The organism is Pseudemcibacter sp. (genome assembly GCF_965661635.1).
GTDB lineage: Bacteria > Pseudomonadota > Alphaproteobacteria > Sphingomonadales > Emcibacteraceae > Pseudemcibacter.
The window spans coordinates 1-19,995 of the sequence record NZ_CBFIEP010000117.1 but is presented as its reverse complement, the minus strand read 5'-3'; the positions used below and the strand labels follow the sequence as shown (position 1 = coordinate 19,995).

Sequence of the window (19,995 nt, the reverse complement as noted above, 5' to 3'; positions counted from 1 at the left end):
TATCATGACGCAAAATCGCCATGCAAATCCTGGATTAATGCCATATTTTAAAAGGATGACTGCCTGAGTACCCCCTGTGATCAATAAAATAGTGCAAATTAATGCAGTTTCATAGACCACTCCCATTAAGGGGAGTATTATGCCAATTAGTCCTAATACGGTATAAGCAGGCCATTGCATGAGAAGCATGGTTCTACTTGCTTTTATGGTATTCTTGCGTTTGTTTTTGTCAATTTCTGTTTCAGTTATATCGGTCATTTTCCATTCCCTCAAATTAACCTGAAAACCTGTTATTATTTTTTTTACATAATAAGATTAAATTTAACAAAAAAACAAGATCAAAGATGATTAGAATTCGAATTCGTCGCCAAAATCATCGAAATCTTCATCAAAAAGATCATCTTCATTACTTGTATCAAGATCACCATTGTTAATGTCATAGAGTCTAAGTTGGCTATAACTGCTTCGCATTGTGGCATAAAGATCCGTTGATGATTTACTAAGGTCGTCGAGTGTTTCCAAGTTTTCTTCTCTATAAATGAGACCGCGTAAAGCTAACCTACCGTACCTAACATATGTCCAATTTTTATGTTCAAGCCATAAACTGACAGGATCGAGAAAGAAATCGACAACAAACCCAGAAAAATCTCTTGCGTTAGAAGGGCCTAATAATGGTAGCATCAAAAATGGTCCTTCAGGCAAACCCCAAACAGCAAAAGTTTCTCCAAAATCTTCATTATGCCCTTCAATTCCCCATTTAGAAGCAGTATCAAAAACACCCAATAGGCCAAATGTAGAATTAATTAAAAATCTTGAAAATGTATATTGCGCTCGTTTCGGCTCTGCTTGCATAACATCATTAACAAATGTAACTGGTTCTCTCCAGTTCGTAACAAAATTCGAAATACCGTCGCGAATATCCGGTGGGCCCCACATTCTATATAATCTTGCTGTTGGTTCGACGATAATTCTATCAAAAAACATATTGACAGCAAAAATTTGTCTGTTCATAGGTTCAAGAGGGTCATTGGCCTCGTCATAGATCATTCTGGCTTCTACATCAGCTTCTGGAGGTCTTTTAGCACATGCTGACAAAGTAAGTATTAAGCAGCCAAGCACTATAAAAACTAAGCTTTTCGAATTTAAATCTAATTTCATCGTTAGATGCATATTTTTTAGACCTAGAGGGTTTGTTACATAATTGTGATCATATACCCATCAAATCATGAATATTCAATGAACAATATAGATAGTATAAAAAAAATTTTATTTATGATTTATTTTAGTTATTAGAAACTCTAGATTGGGAGAGCTTAATATTGTGTTCAATAATTTTTCTAATGCCACTTTGATTGGGCGCATTTTCTAGCGCAATTTTATAATCATTTAGAGCGTTACTATATTTACCGTATTTATAATTAAGAGAGCCACGGCTGTTATAAGCTTGCCAACGCTTAGGAGAATGTTCAATTGCCTCGTCGCATGCACTAATGGCTTTTACAAATTGTTTGTCAGCTGTTAAACTAAGACATAAAGCATTATAAGCATCATATCTCATAGAAGAAGTTTTTCCAGAACGACTATTTGCATCGGCTGATTTTACATAAGCCTCAGCAAAAGTAACTGCTTTTTCTATTTTACCATCGTTTAACATTTTACGTACTTGTTTAAGACCATCATTGTTAGAAAAATATATGGTGTCGCCAGGAATAGCGCCTGTCCATGGCTCTATGGCTGATTGCGCAAATGCAGAAGTTGTTGATAGTGAAATGCCAGCAATAATTGCAATGCTTGTGAATGTGTTTTTAATATTTAATTTCATCCTATTATCCTCAAGTTAGACCTGATATAACTCATTGTATGATTTATATTCAGGAATTTCAAATTTTCCGTTCTATTCCTCTATAAATAATTATTATCTCAGAATTATCAATTCACAAATAATAGTAGATTCATCACAATATTGTTATTTACAATATATAAATATATCTTTATATATTTGTTTTTATAAAAAGGGCGGATTCTATGGCAATTACAATGGAACAATTATTAGCGACACTTAAAGCTACTGGTGAGGAGACACGCCTAAGAATCTTGGCTTTGTTTAAGAATGGTGAATTGACAGTTACAGAATTAGTTTCTGTTCTTCGTCAAAGTCAACCAAGGATATCACGCCATTTAAGATTACTTTGTGAGGCAGGACTGCTTGAGCGCCATAGAGAAGGAACGTGGATTTTTTATAGATTGGCATATGGAAGCGAACAGGCAAAGTTAATAAAGTCTATTATGAATTTTTGTCCATACGATGATCAAATACTTCAGCATGATCAAGAAAGGTTAGTTGAAGTGAAAAGAGAACGAGATAAAAAAGCTGCAGAATACTTTGAAGAAAATGCGAAAAATTGGGATAAAATAAGATCATCATATGTTCCGGAAAAACAGGTTGAAGATTTTCTATTAGAGCAAATTAAAGGTAAAAAAATTGATGACCTTTTGGATGTAGGAACCGGCACAGGAAGAATGCTAGAATTATTTTCGAGCTATACAAAGCATGGAATTGGCATAGATTTAAGTAGAGAAATGTTAGCGATAGCAAGGTCCCATCTTGAACAAAACGACATAGATCATATGCATGTTCGACAAGGTGATATGTATGACCTTGCTTTATCTGATCATTCAATAGATTTAGTGATTTTTCATCAGGTACTACATTTTGCAGATGATCCGCTTGCTGCAATTAAAGAAACCGCAAGGATATTAAGAAATGACGGATGTGTCATAATTGTCGATTTTTTACCGCATAAAATTGAAAAATTAAGAGAAGAATATGCCCATAGACGTCTTGGTTTTTCAAATTCAGAAGTATCGGAATGGTGCGTTGCGACAGATTTGAAAATAACGAAAACAGAAGTAATGAAAGGGCGTGAATTGGATATTGGTATCTGGATCGCCCATAAAAATCAAAAAAGTATATGATAATGACTTATAGTGAAAAACAAGACTTATTAAGACCAAGTATTTTTTCTGAACAGGCAGAAGATATTGAAGTTTCATTCGAATTTTTCCCACCAAAGACAGAAAAAATGGAAGAAACGCTTTGGCAGAGCATACGTAAATTAGCGCCTTTAAACCCTCCAATGGTTTCAGTAACATATGGAGCAGGTGGGGGCACACGCGAGCGAACTCATAATACGGTCGAACGTATTTTAAAAGAAACTTCATTAACTCCCGCTGCACATTTGACGTGTGTCGGTGCAACCAAAGGCGAAGTAGATGATGTGGCTCGTGCATACTGGGATATAGGTGTGCGCCATATAGTCGCGTTACGTGGTGATATGCCGAAAATTGGTGAAAAATATTGTCCTCATGATGGCGGTTACAATAACGCTGCTGATTTAGTTGCGGGACTTAAGAAAATTGGTGATTTTGATATTTCAGTAGCGGCATACCCTGAAACTCATCCAGATAGTATCAATGTCGTAGAAGATGTTGATAACTTGAAACGTAAAATTGATGCTGGTGCGGACCGCGCGATTACACAATATTTCTTTGATACGGATATATACTTCCGTTTTATGGACAAGGTGCTGGCGGCTGGAATTGAAGTTCCTATTGTTCCGGGAGTAATGCCGGTTACGAACTTTAAAATGGCTAAGAGTTTTTCTGCAAGATGCGGGACATCAGTACCTAAGTGGCTTGAAAAACTTTTTTCAGGACTTGAGGATACACCAGATATCAGACGCCATGTGGCTTCTATGGTAACTGCGGAACAATGTCAAAGGTTAGCAAGAGGGGGCGTAAAAAATTATCATTTTTACACGTTAAATCGTGCTGAGCTAACGTATACAATTTGTCATATTTTAGGCATTAGGCCGCATGGAGTTTCAAATGATTGATCGCGCCATAACTTTAAAACAAGCGTTAAAAGACCGCATTCTTATACTTGATGGTGCCATGGGTACAATGATCCAAAGGCTGAAGTTTAGTGAAGAGCAATTTCGTGGTGAACAGTTCAAGCACATCAATCAGGAAATAAAAGGCAATAATGATATTTTAGCCTTAACGCAGCCTGAGGCCATTCGTGATATTCATAAAGAATATTTAGAAGCAGGCGCCGATATTATAGAAACAAATACATTCAATGCTACGAGCATATCTCAAGCAGATTACGCCATGGAAGACGTTGTTTATGATTTGAATGTCGCCTGTGCGAAAGTTGCGAGGGAAGCTGCAGATGAATATTCTGCGTTAACCCCAGATAAACCAAGGTTTGTAGCGGGAGTGCTCGGCCCAACTAGTAGAACGGCTTCTATTTCACCAGATGTAAATGATCCTTCCTTTCGTAATGTAAGTTTCGATGAATTGGTTAAGTCCTATAAAGAAGCCACAGAAGGACTAATTGATGGTGGCTCTGATATTATTTTAATTGAAACAATATTTGATACACTAAATGCGAAGGCTGCGATTTTTGCTGTGAAATCTGTGTTTGATGAGCGTGATATTGAACTTCCTATCATGATTTCAGGCACTATTACCGATGCGTCAGGACGTACATTATCCGGACAAACTGCCGAGGCCTTTTGGTATAGCGTTCGCCACGCTGATCCGATTAGTGTCGGTTTTAATTGTGCTCTTGGTGCTAAGGAACTTCGTCAACATGTTGTTTCGCTATCAAAAATCGCAGATACGTCTGTTTCTGCTCATCCTAATGCTGGACTTCCCAATGAAATGGGAGAATATGATGAAAGTCCGGAAGAGATGACGGATCATATTCTGGAATGGGCCAAAAGTGGTATTTTAAATATTGTAGGGGGCTGTTGCGGAACGACGCCAGAACATATCAAGGCGATTGCTGAAGCAGTATCGCAAATAGAAACGCGCAAAGTCCCTGAACTGGAGCCGCATATGCGGCTAAGCGGCCTTGAGCCGTTTAAGGTGATATAAAATGACGAAACGACAAGGTATTTTTATAAACGTTGGCGAAAGAACCAATGTTACAGGATCTGCAAAGTTTAAACGTCTTATTCTAAATGGTGAATATGATGAAGCTTTAGACGTTGCTAGGCAGCAAGTTGAAGCTGGTGCTCAGATTATTGATGTGAACATGGATGAAGCCATGCTTGATAGTGAAGCAGCCATGGTTAAGTTTTTAAATCTAATAGCCTCTGAACCTGACATTTCTCGCGTTCCTATCATGGTGGATAGCTCCAAATGGTCTATTATTGAAGCCGGCCTTAAGTGCGTTCAAGGAAAAGCAGTAGTTAATAGTATCTCCCTTAAAGAAGGCGAGGAAAACTTCATTGAACAAGCAAAATTGATCAAAATGTATGGTGCCGCAACAGTTGTTATGGCCTTCGATGAAAAAGGGCAGGCGGATACATTAGACCGTAAATATGAAATATGTGAAAGATCATATCGTGTTCTGGTTGATAAGGTAGGCTTTTCTCCTGAAGATATAATTTTTGATCCAAATATTTTTGCAGTCGCGACCGGTATTGAAGAACATAATAATTATGGTGTCGATTTTATTGAAGCGACGCGAAAAATTACCGATAATTTGCCCTATTGTCATGTTTCTGGTGGGGTAAGTAACGTTTCATTCTCATTTCGCGGAAATAATCCTGTTCGTGAAGCGATGCATAGTGTGTTTCTTTATCACGCCATACAAGCCGGTATGGATATGGGAATTGTCAACGCCGGAATGATGACGGTTTATTCTGAAATTCCTGATGAACTTCGCGAACGCGTAGAGGATGTAATATTAAATCGACGCGATGATGCCACCGACCGTCTTCTTGATATCGCTGATAAATACAAAGGTGTTAAGGGTGAAGTTAAAAAGGAAGATCTAGAATGGCGCGAAGGCACAGTAAATGAACGACTTACTCACGCGCTCGTCAAGGGAATAACGACATTCATCGAAGACGATACCGAAGAGGCGAGAAAGCAAGCAGATCGTCCGCTATCGGTCATAGAAGGTCCTTTGATGGATGGAATGAATGTCGTTGGCGATTTATTTGGTTCTGGACAAATGTTTTTACCCCAAGTGGTAAAGTCTGCTCGTGTTATGAAACAGGCTGTCGCATATTTATTACCATTTATTGAAGAAGAAAAAGTCGATGGTGAAGCATCATCTACGAATGGAAAAATATTGATGGCGACCGTAAAAGGCGACGTTCATGACATCGGAAAGAATATTGTTGGTGTTGTACTTCAATGTAATAATTATGAAGTTATTGATATGGGGGTCATGGTTTCATGTGAAGATATTCTTGAAAAAGCCAAAGAGGAAAATGTTGATATAATCGGTTTATCCGGATTGATTACGCCATCACTAGAAGAAATGTGTACCGTGGCTTCCGAAATGGAACGTTTAGAAATGAAAACACCTCTTCTTATCGGCGGTGCAACCACTTCAAAAGTTCATACGGCAGTAAAAATTGCGCCAAACTATACTGGGCCATTGGTGTATGTTCTTGATGCATCACGTGCCGTTGGTGTTGCTGGTCAATTAATTGGTGAAACAACTAGAGAAGCTTATGCAGCCGACATTGCAAAAGAATATCATGATATGCGTGTTAAATATGAAAATCGGGATAAATCCGATAATCAAGTTTCAATCAATGAAGCCCGTGCCAATAAATTTCAAATTGAATGGAAAAATTATATTCCAGAAGCCCCTAAGTTTAAGGGCTTAAAAACTTTTGAGAATTATGATTTAAGTGATTTGGTTGAGCGGATCGATTGGACACCTTTTTTTAGAACGTGGGAATTGGCGGGTAATTACCCAGCAATACTTACCGATAAAGTAGTAGGTGAAAGTGCAACGGAATTATTTCATGATGCTGAAGTTATGCTTCAGAAAATTGTTGATGAAAAATGGCTTAAAGCAAAAGCTGTAATTGGTTTTTGGCCCGCGAATTCCATTGGCGATGATGTTGAGCTTTACGCAGATGAGAGCCGTGACGAAGTCATTGATACGGTTCATTTTGTTCGCCAGCAAATGAAAAAACGTAGCGGTAAAGCCAATATGTGCCTTGCTGATTTCATTGCGCCAAAAGAAACAGGCATAAAAGATTATTTTGGCGGCTTTGCTGTGACGGCAGGTATTGGTATTGAAGAAAAACTTGAGCTTTTTAAAGGGGCGCATGACGATTATAATGACATTCTTCTAAAAGCACTGGCAGATAGATTTGCCGAAGCATTTGCAGAACATATGCACGAACGTGTCAGAAAAGAATTCTGGGGCTATGCAGTTGATGAAAGCTTCAATAATAATGACTTAATTAAAGAAAAATACCGCGGTATTCGTCCGGCGCCCGGTTATCCTGCCTGTCCAGATCATACTGAAAAAACGGGTCTCTTTACTCTTTTGAACGCGAGACAAAATGCTGGAATTGATTTAACTGACAGTATGGCTATGATGCCCGCATCTTCTGTTAGTGGATATTATTTTGCTCATCCTGAGAGCCAGTATTTTGGCATTGGTAAAATTTCAAAAGATCAAGTGAAAGATTACGCGAAACGCAAAGATATGGATCTCAGAATGGCTGAAAGGTGGCTAGCACCAAATCTTGCATATAGCAGATAGTGATCTATGTCCTTGCGATAATATAGAATTGTCTATAAAATGCTACTCATCGGTAACATTTATTTCGAAGGGATGTATTGTTGGATAAAAAACCAGAAACAATTGATGATTGGCGAAAGCTGGTTTCCGGTGAATTGCGCAATAAATCTTTTGAGGATTTAACATGGCATACACCAGAAGGTATTGATGTAAAACCACTTTATACAGCCGATGACGTTAAAGATATTCCACACTGTGAAAATCTACCAGGTTTTTTCCCGTTCACTCGTGGGGTTAGAGGAAGTATGTATGCTGGACGTCCTTGGACAATTCGACAGTATGCCGGCTTTTCGACGGCCGAAGAAAGCAATGCTTTTTACCACCGTAATTTAGAAGCTGGACAAATGGGCCTTTCGGTTGCCTTTGACCTTGCGACCCATCGTGGCTATGACAGTGACCATGAACGCGTCGAAGGCGATGTCGGGAAAGCCGGTGTGGCAATCGACAGCGTTGAAGATATGAAAATTCTCTTCGATGGTATTCCGCTTGATAAAATGTCTGTATCCATGACGATGAATGGTGCCGTTATTCCATGCCTTGCATTTTATATTGTTGCTGCTGAAGAGCAGGGCGTTTCAAAAGATAAATTAAGCGGCACAATTCAAAATGATATTTTAAAAGAATTCATGGTACGTAATACTTATATATATCCGCCTGAGCCAAGTATGCGTATTGTCGGTGATATAATCGAGTTTACTTCAAAAGAAATGCCGAAATATAATAGTATTTCTATCTCTGGTTATCATATGCAAGAAGCCGGTGCCACACAACTACAGGAGTTAGCATATACACTTGCTGATGGTATGGAATATGTGCGAATTGCCATGAAAAGTGGATTGGATATCGATGATTTTGCACCACGATTAAGTTTCTTTTTTGCAATCGGAATGAATTTCTTTATGGAAGTGGCAAAGTTAAGGGCGGCGCGAACCATCTGGGCACAAATCATGGAAAATTTCGGGGCTAAAAATCCAAAAAGTATGATGTTACGCACTCATTGCCAGACGTCAGGCGCAAGCCTTACAGAAAAAGATCCATATAATAATGTTATTCGCACAACCGTTGAGGCCATGGCCGCCACATTAGGCGGAACGCAGTCCCTTCATACAAATGCATTTGATGAAGCAATTGCTTTACCTACTGATGATAGTGCACGAATTGCCAGAAATACCCAGATTATTTTACAAGAAGAAATAGGACTAACCAATGTCGTCGATCCACTGGGGGGATCATATTATATTGAAAGTCTTACCAATGAGTTGGTTCAAGAAGCTTGGAAAATTATCACTGAAATTGAAGATGTTGGTGGCATGACGAAAGCCGTCCAAAAAGGACTTCCAAAATTAAATATTGAAAAAGCGGCCGCATTAAAACAAGCGCGCATTGATAAGGGAGAAGAGACAGTTGTTGGCGTTAATAAATATCGATTAAAAAAGGAAAGTGAGATCAATATCTTAAAAATTGATAATGTTGCCGTTAGAAAAACACAAATTAAGAAGCTGAAAAAAATAAAAGAAAGTCGTGACGAAGATAAATGCGAAGCAGCACTTAAAGCTCTTAAAGAAGGGGCTAGCGGTACTGCAAATTTACTTGAAAAAGCCATTGAAGCAGCGAGAGCACGTGCTACACTTGGCGAAATTTCTGATGCGATGGAAAATGTTTTCGGTCGCCACCGTGCCGATATAAAATCAATATCAGGGGTATACGGTAGTGCTTATCAAGGGGATAAAGAATACGTGAAGATACAGAAAAAAATTGAAGCCTTTGAAGAAAAAGTAGGCCGTCGTCCTCGAATATTAGTTGCGAAAATGGGGCAGGATGGCCATGATCGAGGTGCTAAAGTAATCGCGACCGCTTTTGCAGACATAGGTTTTGATGTAGATATTGGGCCACTATTTCAAACGCCAGCGGAAACAGCAAGAGAAGCCGTAGAAAATGACGTGCATATTATTGGTGTTTCTTCGCAAGCCGCAGGACATAAAACATTAATACCAAGCTTAATTGAGGCCTTGAAATCTGAGGGTGCAGATGACATTATGGTGATCGCAGGTGGTGTGATCCCTAAACAAGATTATGATGATTTATATAAAGCAGGGGTTGCAGCCATTTTTGGCCCGGGCACTAATATTCCTGAAGCTGCTGCTGAAATTATTGAGAAACTCGAAGAGCACTTTTAATAGATGAAAATCAAAATCTTTTTTTTATACCTGTTGATGAGCGTGACATCATTTGCGCAATCATTTCAGGAAAATGCCGAAATTTCAAAGCTTTTTACAGATAAGGGTGTGGTAGGAACATTCATACTGTTCGATCCCGTAAACAATACCTATGTTGGACATAACGGGGAACGTTCAAAGAAAAGATTTATTCCAGCAAGTAGCTATAAAGTCGCACATACACTTATCGGACTTTCAGTTGGTGCCGTATCCAATGTAGATGAAATTTTACCTTACGGTGGTAAACCCGCCTATTTAAAAATATGGGAAAAAAACATGTCGCTTAGGGACGCGATTAAAATATCGAATGTTCCTATATACCAAGCTTTATCACGCCGAATTGGTATTGAAGCCATGGAAAATGGGTTGGCAAAATTGAATTATGGAAACGGAAAAGTGGGTGATAAAGTCGATCAATTTTGGTTAGGCGGGCCCCTTGAAATTAGTGCGGTGGAACAAATAAGTTTCCTTGGTAAACTCGCAAAAGAAGAACTTCCTTTTTTAAAATTACATCAAAAGCAAGTGAAGGAAATTACTCTAATCGAAGAAACTGAAAATTACTCTCTTCATGCAAAGAGCGGTCTTACCTCTGCACCTGATCCTGATATCGGTTGGTGGGTAGGCTGGGTTAATTGTGAAGGTAATATATATCCTTTTGCTTTAAATATTGATGTCATCAAAGAGCAAGATGTGCCCGCAAGAGAAGAACTTGCCAGAGCTGCCTTAACTATTTTAGAACTTCTCTAACTCTTTAGAATAATTATAAAAAATCCTAAAAGTTGTTATTTTTTCAAAATAATTATGATCTACCTGTTTGAAAGAGGCGTAGAGAGTATACTTTTAATCAAACAACTTATTTATCAGGAGTTCGGATATGTTCCGTAAAACTATTTTAAAACTTGCAGCCATTGTTGTCATGAGTCTAAGCATGATCGCCCCTTCTTTCGCCCAAATGAAAAGTGACATCGTTGACACTGCTGTTTCTGCGGGGTCATTCAATACATTAGTAGCTGCCGTTCAAGCAGCCGGTCTTGTCGATACACTGAAAGGCGACGGTCCTTTCACAGTTTTCGCACCAACAGATGATGCTTTTGCAGCATTGCCAGCAGGTACAGTGGAAAACCTACTTAAACCAGAAAATAAAGCGACACTGGTAAAAATTCTTACTTATCATGTTGTACCAGGCAAAGTGATGTCATCTGATATCGCAGGAAAAGAACTAAGTCCAGCAACCGTAGAAGGAAGCACAGTAGATATCAACGCAACAAATGGTGTGATGATTGACGGTGCAAATGTTGTGACAGCAGACATCGAAACAAGCAATGGTGTTATTCATGTCATTGATAAAGTTATTATGCCTTAATAGTATATTTCCCTCACTATTAAGATAATAAGTAGCATGGCTCTTCGTGGGCCATGCTGTTTTATTTTTCAAACTATTTTTGATAGGATTTTATAATGATAAATGTTTTTTATGACGATAGATGTCCACTATGTCGAAGGGAAATCGAATATTATAAGAAACAAACTCCTGATACGGCTATTAAATGGCTTGGTATAAGTCAAAATGTGAATATTCTTGAAAAATATAACATTTCTTATATTGATAGTTTGAAAATCTTACATGCAATTAATGCAGATAAAGAAATGGTATATGGCGTAGATGCATTTATTTTAATTTGGGAACAATTACGAGGTTGGCGCTGGCTAGCGAAGTTTGTAGGATTACCGCTAGTTTATCAAATGACTAAAGGTATTTATAAAGTTTTCGCACAGTGGCGTTTTAGTAAATTAGATCATTGTAAGATAGAAACTAAATCATTATGAATAGAATAAGTTCTTCTAATAGGTCATGACGACAGTAATAATATAATTAGGGAAAAGAGAATAATAATATGAAGTTTATTGGTCAAAAAGACTATAATCATGATGGAAAACTTCCCAAAACTGGTGTTATTATCACCAATTTGGGGACACCTGATGCGCCTGCGCCAAAGGCCTTAAGAAGGTATTTAAAAGAGTTTTTGAGCGATCCGCGTGTTGTTGAAGTCCCGAGACTTATTTGGTGGTTTATCCTAAACCTTGTGATACTGCCTCTTAGGTCACGAGCCTCGGCAAAAGTTTATAAAACCGTTTGGACCGAAGATGGTTCACCACTTCTTGATATTACATTAAGGCAAGCAAAAGCTTTGCAAAAAAAAGTGGACCAAAAATGTGGTGAGAATAAAATCGTCGTTGATTGTGCGATGCGATATGGCAATCCTTCTATCAAAAGTGTGTTGCAGTCATTTACCGAACAAAATATACGTAACATCATTGTTTTGCCCTTATATCCACAATATTGTGCTGCCACCAATGGATCAACATTTGATGCGATAGCGAAAGAGTTAATCAATTATCGTTGGGTACCAGACTTAAAGTTTATCAGTGGATATCATTTAGAACCTTCCTATATTAATGCGATGGCTATTTCTATTTCTAATTACGTTAGCAAAAATGGTATGCCTGACTTATTACTTTTTTCCTATCATGGCATTCCCAGAAAATATCTTGATCGGGGTGATCCATATTATTGTTTTTGTGTTCAGACAACACGCCTCATACAGCAGAAGTTGAAGTTAGAAGATGAAAAAATTAAAACGACATTTCAATCGCGATTTGGAAGAGAACCTTGGCTACAGCCATATACTGATGAGGTTTTAAAATCTCTGCCTGAAAAAAATATCAAAAAAGTTGCCGTTGTGTGTCCCGGATTTTCGGCGGATTGCCTTGAGACGCTTGAAGAAATTCAAGTGGAAAATATGGAATATTTCATGGAAGCCGGCGGCGAAAGCTATGATTATATTCCATGTCTCAATGATGATAATGATCATATTGATATGATGTTTGATCTCATAGAAGAAAACTTACCAAACCAATATGAAAATATTAGTTCACATTCGACTAAGTAATTGGCGTGATTATCATTTCTAGATTTTTTCTAAAATTTTATCTGCGATTTCAACGTATCTTTTGGTGTGCTCACTTTCAGGATTACTGATAACGATTGGGTTTCCAGCATCTGCGCTTTCGCGTATTTCCATATCAAGAGGAATGGCTCCTAAAAACTCCATACCTTTTTCATTGGCTGTTTGATGGGCGCCGCCGTGGCTGAAAATGTCCGAACGCTCGCCGCAATGCGGGCAAATAAAATAGCTCATATTTTCAATTATACCAAAGCAGCGTGTGTTTGTTTTTTCAAACATTGTTATCGCTTTGCGGGCATCGATTAGTGCAAGATCCTGAGGTGTCGATACAATCACGGCACCATCAAGCTTAATGTTTTGAACCATAGTAAGTTGAGCATCCCCCGTTCCAGGGGGTAAATCAAGAATAAGAACGTCTACAGGATTAAAGAGATCCCATTTTACGTCTCTAACCATTTGTTGGATGGCACCCATAACCATTGGGCCACGCCAAATTGTTGCCGCATCTTTTTCCATGAGGTAACCGATAGACATACTAACTAAGTCATGATTTTTTAAAGGTGTAATCTGTCCGTTATCAAGGCTCTCAGGTCTCGCATCAGATAGACCCATTAAACGCGGCACGCTTGGCCCATATATATCAAGATCAAAGATGCCAGCTTTAAGGCCTAGTTTTGAAAAAGCGAGTGCAAGATTAATCGAAGTTGTGGATTTTCCGACACCGCCTTTGCCGCTGGCAACGGCAATTATGTGTTTAACACCAGGTATACCTTGTGGTCCTTCTTGGGGCGGTGGTGTGCCATGGCCACCAAATGGTTTTTGTTGCGGCTTACCTTGAAATTCCCTTTTTTCACCAAATACTTTTTTTGGCGGTTCGTTCGTTTCATTACGTTCCGCTGTAAGAACAGAGGTGACTTTTTTTACACCATAAATTTGATGCAGAAGCTGGTCAGCGCTTTCACGTAATTTTTCCATTTCGTCGACATCTTTTGGATCGATATTTAGGGCATAGCCAATATCCCCATTTTTGATCACTAAGCCCTGTACCATGCCTGAATCAACGATATTTTTACCAGAAATGGGATTTATTATTGTTTTTAGGGCTTCAATAAGCTGTTCACGCTTGACGTCTGACATTTCGATATTACCTATAGTACAAATTAAATTGTTCCACCGTTGCGGAGGGACACTTGTTAGCATATAAGATAGTAACGAATTATTTTAAAGGGGAGTGTGCATTAATTATGCATAAAACCTCAAAAAAAACACATAAGGAGCATTCAATGTCGTGGCAAAATAACGGAGGCGATCGTGGACCATGGGGTCAAGGCCCCAAAAAAGGTGGCGGTGGTGGTGACGGGCCACCTGATATCGATGAACTAATCCGTAAGGGTCAGGACAAGTTTAAAAATGCATTTGGCGGTGGCGGTAGCGGCGGCAGTGGAGAAAGTATAGGCGGCGGCAAAGGTTTTTCCCTTATTTTGCTCGGCCTCGCGGTGTTTTGGCTTTATAATTGTTTTTATATTGTAAACGCTGGTGAAGAAGCCGTTGTTCTTCGATTTGGTAAGCTCGTTGAAAAAACTATGCCAGGAATTCATTTTCAGTTTTATCCTGTTGATAATGTTGAAATTACCAATGTTCAAGAAGAACGTACAATTCAAATTGGCTTTGCTAATACAGCCATTGGTCATAAAGAACGTCAAATGCTTACCGGTGATGAGAATATTGTTGATGCACAATTCACAGTATTTTGGCGCATTAAAGATGTTGCGGATTATCAATTTAATTTAAATGATCCCCAACTAAGTGTAAAATCAATTGCAGAAAGTGCGATGCGTGCCGTTGTTGCGAAAACTGAAGTCGAAAGAGTGATGACAAGCAATAAAGATGGCATAGAAATTGAAGTGAGAGAAATATCACAGGGGATTTTGGATGACTACAAAGCGGGCATTCAGATCACCAGCGTAAAACTTGATGATGTTAGACCACCAGAAGAGCTTTCTGATGCCTTTGATGATGTACAAAAAGCGACTGCGGATAGAGATCGTAGCATTAGTCTTGCTGAGTTAGAGCAAAATAAAATCGTCCCTCAAGCGCGCGGCCAAGCAGCAAAAATGCTGCAACAGGCAGAAGCATATAGATCTAAAGTAATTGCTGAAGCGGAAGGGGAAGCATCACGATTTGAGGCCATTTTAACTGAATATTCTAAAGCCAAAGATGTGACCCGTCGTCGTATCTATCTTGATACGATGCAGCAAGTTCTTTCGGGTACGAATAAGATTGTGATTGATGGTGATGGTGGCAGCGGGGTTGTACCTTATTTACCTCTTAATGAATTGCAAAAAAATCGCCCTTCATCCAATAACAATCCATCAGGTCAATAGGAGCAAAAAGATGAAAAATACGAAAGCAATTATTGCACTTATAATTCTCGGTTTTGGTATGATACTGTTTGGTGGGGCAACTTTCCAGGTTAAAGAAACAGAACAAGCCATCGTGCTTGAATTTGGTGAATGGAAAGAAACCGTTCGAGAAGCAGGAATTCATTTCAAAGTTCCATTTATTCAAAATGTAATCTTTTTTGATCGTCGCATACGAATTTTAGATATGCAGGAGATGACGGTAATTACGGCTGATCAAAAAAGAATGAATGTAGATGCATTTGCAGAATATATGATTGAAGACCCACTTCGCGTATATCAAGCGGTCGTAAATGAACGCGGTGCAGAAAATAGATTGTCGACGATTGCAGAATCAAATCTGCGTAAAGTTTTCGGTGTCCAATTGTTGCAAAATACTTTGAGTGGTGAACGTGAAGATTTAAGAAGATCAATTCAAGATGCGGTAACTATAGAAGCCGCTGGCTTAGGTATAAAAGTTGTTGATGTGCGTATCAAGCGTACGGACCTTCCGCCAGAAAACAGTGCGCCAATTTTCCAAAGCATGATCGCTGATCGTAATCAGGTCGCGCGTGAAGTTCGAGCCCGCGGTGAGGAAGAAGCATTACGCATCACTTCAAAAGCGGAACGTGACCGTACGGTAATATTAGCGGAAGCAACTCGTGATAGTGAAAAAATACGTGGTGAGGGTGATGCCATTGCCTCAAAAACTTATGCCGATGCTTATAATAAGGATGCAGAATTTTACGCTTTTTATCGTTCAATGGAAGTTTATAAGAATTCTATGAAGAATGGTGATACATCGATGATCTTGTCGCCGGACAGTGAATTTTTCAAGTATTTTGAAAATATGGGAGGCCAGTAGCCGCGCCTTATGACGGAAATTATCGTCGCGATCGGATTGCTTTTGGTAATAGAGGGTCTTTTATATGCCCTCTTTCCCACATCTATGAAAAAGATGATGGCGGCTGCACTTGAGCAACCGGAAACATCACTTAGACAAGTGGGTTTGATCGCTGCCATTTTAGGTGTGGTGATAATTTATTTGATAAAGTGACGGTTTTATAAGACCAAATACGTATCAAGGGCGTATAAAGTTCGTAATTTGGTCATAATTGCCCTTACAATGAAAATGAATGAATTAAAATTATTAATAATAAGAAATTAAAGCTATCAGGAATGAAGATGATGAAAATAAGTAAGAAATTATCAGGCGCAATTATCGTATTGTTTTATATGGTTGCCTCGCCTTCATTAACGTTTGCTCAAGGGACACCCGGCAGTTTTGCCGATCTTGCTGAAGAATTAAAACCTGCTGTGGTGAATGTATATACCACTCAGAATATCAGAGTAGACAGAAACCGCAGGCGTGGTGGCGGTTTTCCACCAGGGTCGCCCTTCGAAGATTTTTTCAAAAGATTTTCACCACCTGGTGCGGAAAATGACGATGAAGGTGAAAGCCGTAATAGTCGTCCACGAGTACAACAACGGCGCTCGCTAGGGTCAGGCTTTATAATTGCAGCAGAGGGCATTATTGTAACCAACAATCATGTGATCGATGATGCTGATGAAATTTCAATTAAATTGCAGGATGGCACTGAACTGGAAGCCGAATTAATCGGAAAAGACGATAAAGTTGATCTTGCCGTTCTTAAAGTAGAAAGCGATGAGCCACTTCCATTCGTCAAGTTTGGCGATGATACAAAATCCCGTGTTGGTGATTGGGTATTGGCAATTGGTAATCCGTTTGGTCAAGAAGGATCCGTTACGGCAGGCATTATCTCTGCGAAAAACAGAAACATTAATTCAGGACCATATGATCGTTATATCCAAACGGACGCGGCGATTAACCGCGGGAACAGTGGTGGCCCAATGTTTAATATGAATGGTGAAGTCATCGGTATTAATACGGCGATCTTTTCACAAAGTGGCGGCAACATTGGAATTGGCTTTGCGGTACCTTCAACACAAGCACAAGTAATCATTGAACAGCTTCGCGAATTTGGACGCACAAAACGTGGCCGAATTGGTGTTCGCATTACGGAAGTGTCTGATGAAATCGCGGAAAGTCTCGGTCTTGATAATTCCAATGGCGCTCTTGTCAATAGCGTTGAAGAAGATAGTCCATCTGAGCGCGCCGGTGTTGAATTTGGTGATATCATTGTTGAATTTGATGGTGCCGAAGTTAAAGAAATGCGCGATCTTACGAGTACAGTTGCAAACACAGAAATTGGCAGTACTGTTGATATGGTTGTGCTTCGTGATGGCAAAAGAAAAACGCTTCGCATTACTATCGATGAACTTGATGAAAGTAGCGATGAAGATGCAGAAGAGACCGGTGATGACGGTGAAGGTAGTTCTGAAACAGAAACCGTTCTTGATCTAACGCTTGCAGAAATCGACGATGAAGCACGTGAAAGATTAGACATTGATGAAGATATCAATGGTGTTCTAATTACGGCTGTCGATTATGGAAGCGGCCGTGAAGGTCTTCGTCGTTTACGTCGTGGTGATGTCATTGTTGAAGTGACACAGCGTGATGTTTCATCTATTGAAGACGTCAAGGAACGCGTTGAAGCACAAAAGAATGCTGGGCGTTCTGTGGTTCTTCTGTCTATATTCCGTCGCGGCGAATATGCCCATGTTCCGGTGAAATTAGATGAAGAAGATGACGATTAAACTTCTTAAATAATCTTTTAAAAAGGCCTGAGTTTTCCTCAGGCCTTTTTTGTTTTCTGGTATGCTTGCAAAGCATACTGTTTTTTCATAGTCTCTTTTATAAGGATTATTACCCTTAAATCATAAAAAGACGGGAGAACCCCTCATGGGACTATCAAATATTTTTAAAATGGCGGCTTTGTTTGCGGCCTCATCGGTTGTTGTTAATGCCGCAGAAGTTATTCATGGCTTTACGCCAGATAATAGTGAAAACCAATATGCCTTAGAGGCAGAAATTGATAAACGTATCAATAAACAAAATATGGCTGAATGGATGGAATATATGACATCTCGTCCTCATGCAACGGGACAGCCATTCGATAAAGAGGTTGCAGAATTTATCGCCGGAAAGTTTAGCGAATGGGGTTATGATACCGAAATTAAGGCATATGATGTTTTGATGCCTACACCAAAAGTGCGTGTTGTTGAATTGGTTGAGCCGACAAAGTGGACTGCGAAACTTAAAGAAGATAGTGTGATTGAAGATCCAACTTCAGGACAAGAAGATCGTTTACCGATTTATCATTCATTTTCACCAGATGGCGATGTGACAGCAGAGGTGGTATTTGTAAACCAAGGTCTTCGTGAAGATTATGAAGATTTAGAACGTCGTGGTATTGATGTAAAAGGTAAAATTATTATTGCGAAATACGGGGGATCATGGCGCGGAATTAAGCCTAAAATGGCAGAAGAGAAAGGCGCAATTGGTGCCCTTATTTATTCTGATCCTGCTGATGATGGTTATTCTCAAGGTGAAGTTTATCCGAAAGGGGCATGGAAACATCCATCGGGAGCACAGCGTGGATCGATTATGGATTTGCCGACACGACCAGGGGATCCACTAACACCTTATATTGCTGCTACAAAAGACGCTAAGAGACTTGAGCTGGATGAAGTAGAAATATTTGTTGGAATACCTACTCTTCCGATTTCTTATGAAGATGCACAACCTATTCTTGATGCCCTTGAGGGACCAGTGGCGCCGAGAAGATGGTGGGGTGGTTTGCCGATCACATATCACATGGGGCCTGGCCCAGCAAAACTTCATTTGAAGTTAGAATTTAATTGGGATGTTGTACCGACTTACAATGTAATCGCAAAAATGGAAGGTTCAGATTTCCCAGATCAATGGGTGATCCGTGGAAACCATCATGATGCTTGGGTGCATGGTGCAGCCGATCCTGTTTCTGGATTAGTAGTCGAAATGGAAGAAGCACGTATTTTATCGGAAATTGCAAAAGAAACAGGTTGGAAACCTAAGCGAACTATTGTTTTTGCTGCTTGGGGTGCTGAAGAGCAAGGCTTGATGGGTTCCGTTGAATGGGTCGAAGATCATGCGAAAGAACTAAATGACAAAGTTGTTGCTTATATTAATACTGATGGCAATGGGGCCGGGTTTCTTAATGCCGGTGGCTCACACACGCTTGAAACATTTTTCAGTCAAATCGCGCATTCAGTTATCGATCCTATTCAAGGGATAAGTTCTGCAGAACGTATTCGTGCGCGTAATCTAATGTCGTCGAATAGTATGACACGGTCACGTGCAGAAAAATCAAGCCACTATTACTTAAGCGCATTGGGTTCCGGTTCTGATTATTCAGGCTTTTTCCAGCATCTTGGCATTCCAGCAATAAATGTTGGATATGGTGGTGAATTTAATGGCGGCTCTTATCATACGAATTATGATAGTTATTATTATTATTCTACATTCCGAGATCCAGGATTTCATTATACTCATGCCTTGGGCTCAGTAACCAGCCGTATCGCAACACGCCTTGCAAATGCAGATGTTTTACCATTTCAGTTTGGTAACTTTGCCCGTACGGTTAGTGAATATGCAGATGAAATGACGGTGGCCATGGATAAAACGAGAGATGATGTTTCAAGGCATAATATGCTTGTTAAGTCAGGATATTATAAAGCGGCAGCAAATATCCGCGAAGCATTTCAGGAGCCAGACCTAAGAGAAGAGGTGCCATATATTAATTTCGCTCCCATGCAAAATGCCGTTGAGCGTTTGAGAAATTCTGCAGAATCATTTGATACTGCTTATCAGGCGATGAGTG

16 protein-coding genes and 1 pseudogene are annotated in these 19,995 nt (G+C 39.4%); 13 read left to right on the top strand and 4 right to left on the bottom strand.

Translation table 11 applies throughout. From position 1 onward, the window contains the following. The 3 genes from ACTF6W_RS07805 to ACTF6W_RS07795 form a co-directional block, all read right to left on the bottom strand. Positions 1–258 (bottom strand): hypothetical protein (locus tag ACTF6W_RS07805; protein WP_438993979.1); only part of this gene is annotated, 258 nt, incomplete at its 3' end. 90 nt (positions 259–348) lie between these two features. Then, positions 349–1,158, bottom strand: coding sequence for an MlaA family lipoprotein (locus tag ACTF6W_RS07800; protein ID WP_438993978.1), 810 nt, complete (start codon positions 1,156–1,158; stop codon positions 349–351). A gap of 124 nt (positions 1,159–1,282) precedes the next feature. Beyond that, positions 1,283–1,822, bottom strand: a complete 540-nt coding sequence (locus tag ACTF6W_RS07795; protein ID WP_438993977.1) for a tetratricopeptide repeat protein — start codon at positions 1,820–1,822, stop codon at positions 1,283–1,285. A 203-nt stretch (positions 1,823–2,025) separates the two neighbouring features. On the opposite strand from ACTF6W_RS07795, the gene ACTF6W_RS07790 reads away from it, so the two are divergent. The 8 genes and pseudogenes from ACTF6W_RS07790 to hemH all read left to right on the top strand — a co-directional run bounded on the left by ACTF6W_RS07790 (position 2,026) and on the right by hemH (position 12,797). After that, entirely contained in the window at positions 2,026–2,976 is a 951-nt protein-coding gene (locus tag ACTF6W_RS07790; RefSeq protein WP_438993976.1) for an ArsR/SmtB family transcription factor, read from the top strand. Next, positions 2,973–3,896, top strand: coding sequence for a methylenetetrahydrofolate reductase [NAD(P)H] (metF, locus tag ACTF6W_RS07785; protein WP_438993975.1), 924 nt, complete (start codon positions 2,973–2,975; stop codon positions 3,894–3,896). The genes ACTF6W_RS07790 and metF overlap by 4 nt, the downstream gene beginning before the upstream one ends. Further along, positions 3,889–7,591, top strand: a pseudogene (gene metH, locus ACTF6W_RS07780) (methionine synthase). Before metF ends, metH begins: the two are co-directional and overlap by 8 nt. An 80-nt stretch (positions 7,592–7,671) precedes the next feature. Then, positions 7,672–9,807 (top strand): methylmalonyl-CoA mutase, encoded by a 2,136-nt coding sequence (gene scpA / locus ACTF6W_RS07775; RefSeq protein WP_438993974.1) that lies wholly within the window; start codon positions 7,672–7,674, stop codon positions 9,805–9,807. A gap of 3 nt (positions 9,808–9,810) precedes the next feature. Beyond that, complete coding sequence (gene blaOXA, locus ACTF6W_RS07770; RefSeq protein ID WP_438993973.1) at positions 9,811–10,593, top strand: class D beta-lactamase; 783 nt, start codon at positions 9,811–9,813, stop codon at positions 10,591–10,593. Positions 10,594–10,720: 127 nt separating this feature from the next. After that, positions 10,721–11,209: a fasciclin domain-containing protein gene (locus ACTF6W_RS07765; RefSeq protein WP_438993972.1), complete on the top strand. Its 489-nt coding sequence runs from the start codon at positions 10,721–10,723 to the stop codon at positions 11,207–11,209. Positions 11,210–11,304: 95 nt separating this feature from the next. Then, positions 11,305–11,673, top strand: a complete 369-nt coding sequence (locus ACTF6W_RS07760; protein ID WP_438993971.1) for a thiol-disulfide oxidoreductase DCC family protein — start codon at positions 11,305–11,307, stop codon at positions 11,671–11,673. Between the two features lie 68 nt (positions 11,674–11,741). Continuing rightward, positions 11,742–12,797 carry a ferrochelatase gene (gene hemH, locus ACTF6W_RS07755; protein WP_438993970.1) on the top strand — a complete coding sequence of 352 codons (1,056 nt, stop codon included), beginning with the start codon at positions 11,742–11,744 and terminating at the stop codon, positions 12,795–12,797. A gap of 18 nt (positions 12,798–12,815) precedes the next feature. Here the strand turns inward: hemH and ACTF6W_RS07750 are convergent, their stop codons facing one another. Next, positions 12,816–13,949, bottom strand: coding sequence for a P-loop NTPase (locus ACTF6W_RS07750; RefSeq protein ID WP_438993969.1), 1,134 nt, complete (start codon positions 13,947–13,949; stop codon positions 12,816–12,818). A gap of 146 nt (positions 13,950–14,095) precedes the next feature. Here ACTF6W_RS07750 and hflK point away from each other — a divergent pair, with 146 nt between their 5' ends. The 5 genes from hflK to ACTF6W_RS07725 form a co-directional block, all read left to right on the top strand. Beyond that, positions 14,096–15,196 carry an FtsH protease activity modulator HflK gene (gene hflK / locus ACTF6W_RS07745; protein ID WP_438993968.1) on the top strand — a complete coding sequence of 367 codons (1,101 nt, stop codon included), beginning with the start codon at positions 14,096–14,098 and terminating at the stop codon, positions 15,194–15,196. 10 nt (positions 15,197–15,206) lie between these two features. Next, positions 15,207–16,076, top strand: coding sequence for a protease modulator HflC (gene hflC, locus ACTF6W_RS07740; RefSeq protein WP_438993967.1), 870 nt, complete (start codon positions 15,207–15,209; stop codon positions 16,074–16,076). A gap of 9 nt (positions 16,077–16,085) precedes the next feature. Next, complete coding sequence (locus tag ACTF6W_RS07735; RefSeq protein ID WP_438993966.1) at positions 16,086–16,268, top strand: DUF2065 domain-containing protein; 183 nt, start codon at positions 16,086–16,088, stop codon at positions 16,266–16,268. Between the two features lie 128 nt (positions 16,269–16,396). Next, positions 16,397–17,890: a Do family serine endopeptidase gene (locus ACTF6W_RS07730; protein WP_438993965.1), complete on the top strand. Its 1,494-nt coding sequence runs from the start codon at positions 16,397–16,399 to the stop codon at positions 17,888–17,890. A 145-nt stretch (positions 17,891–18,035) separates the two neighbouring features. Continuing rightward, positions 18,036–19,995 (top strand): M28 family peptidase (locus tag ACTF6W_RS07725; protein WP_438993964.1); only part of this gene is annotated, 1,960 nt, incomplete at its 3' end.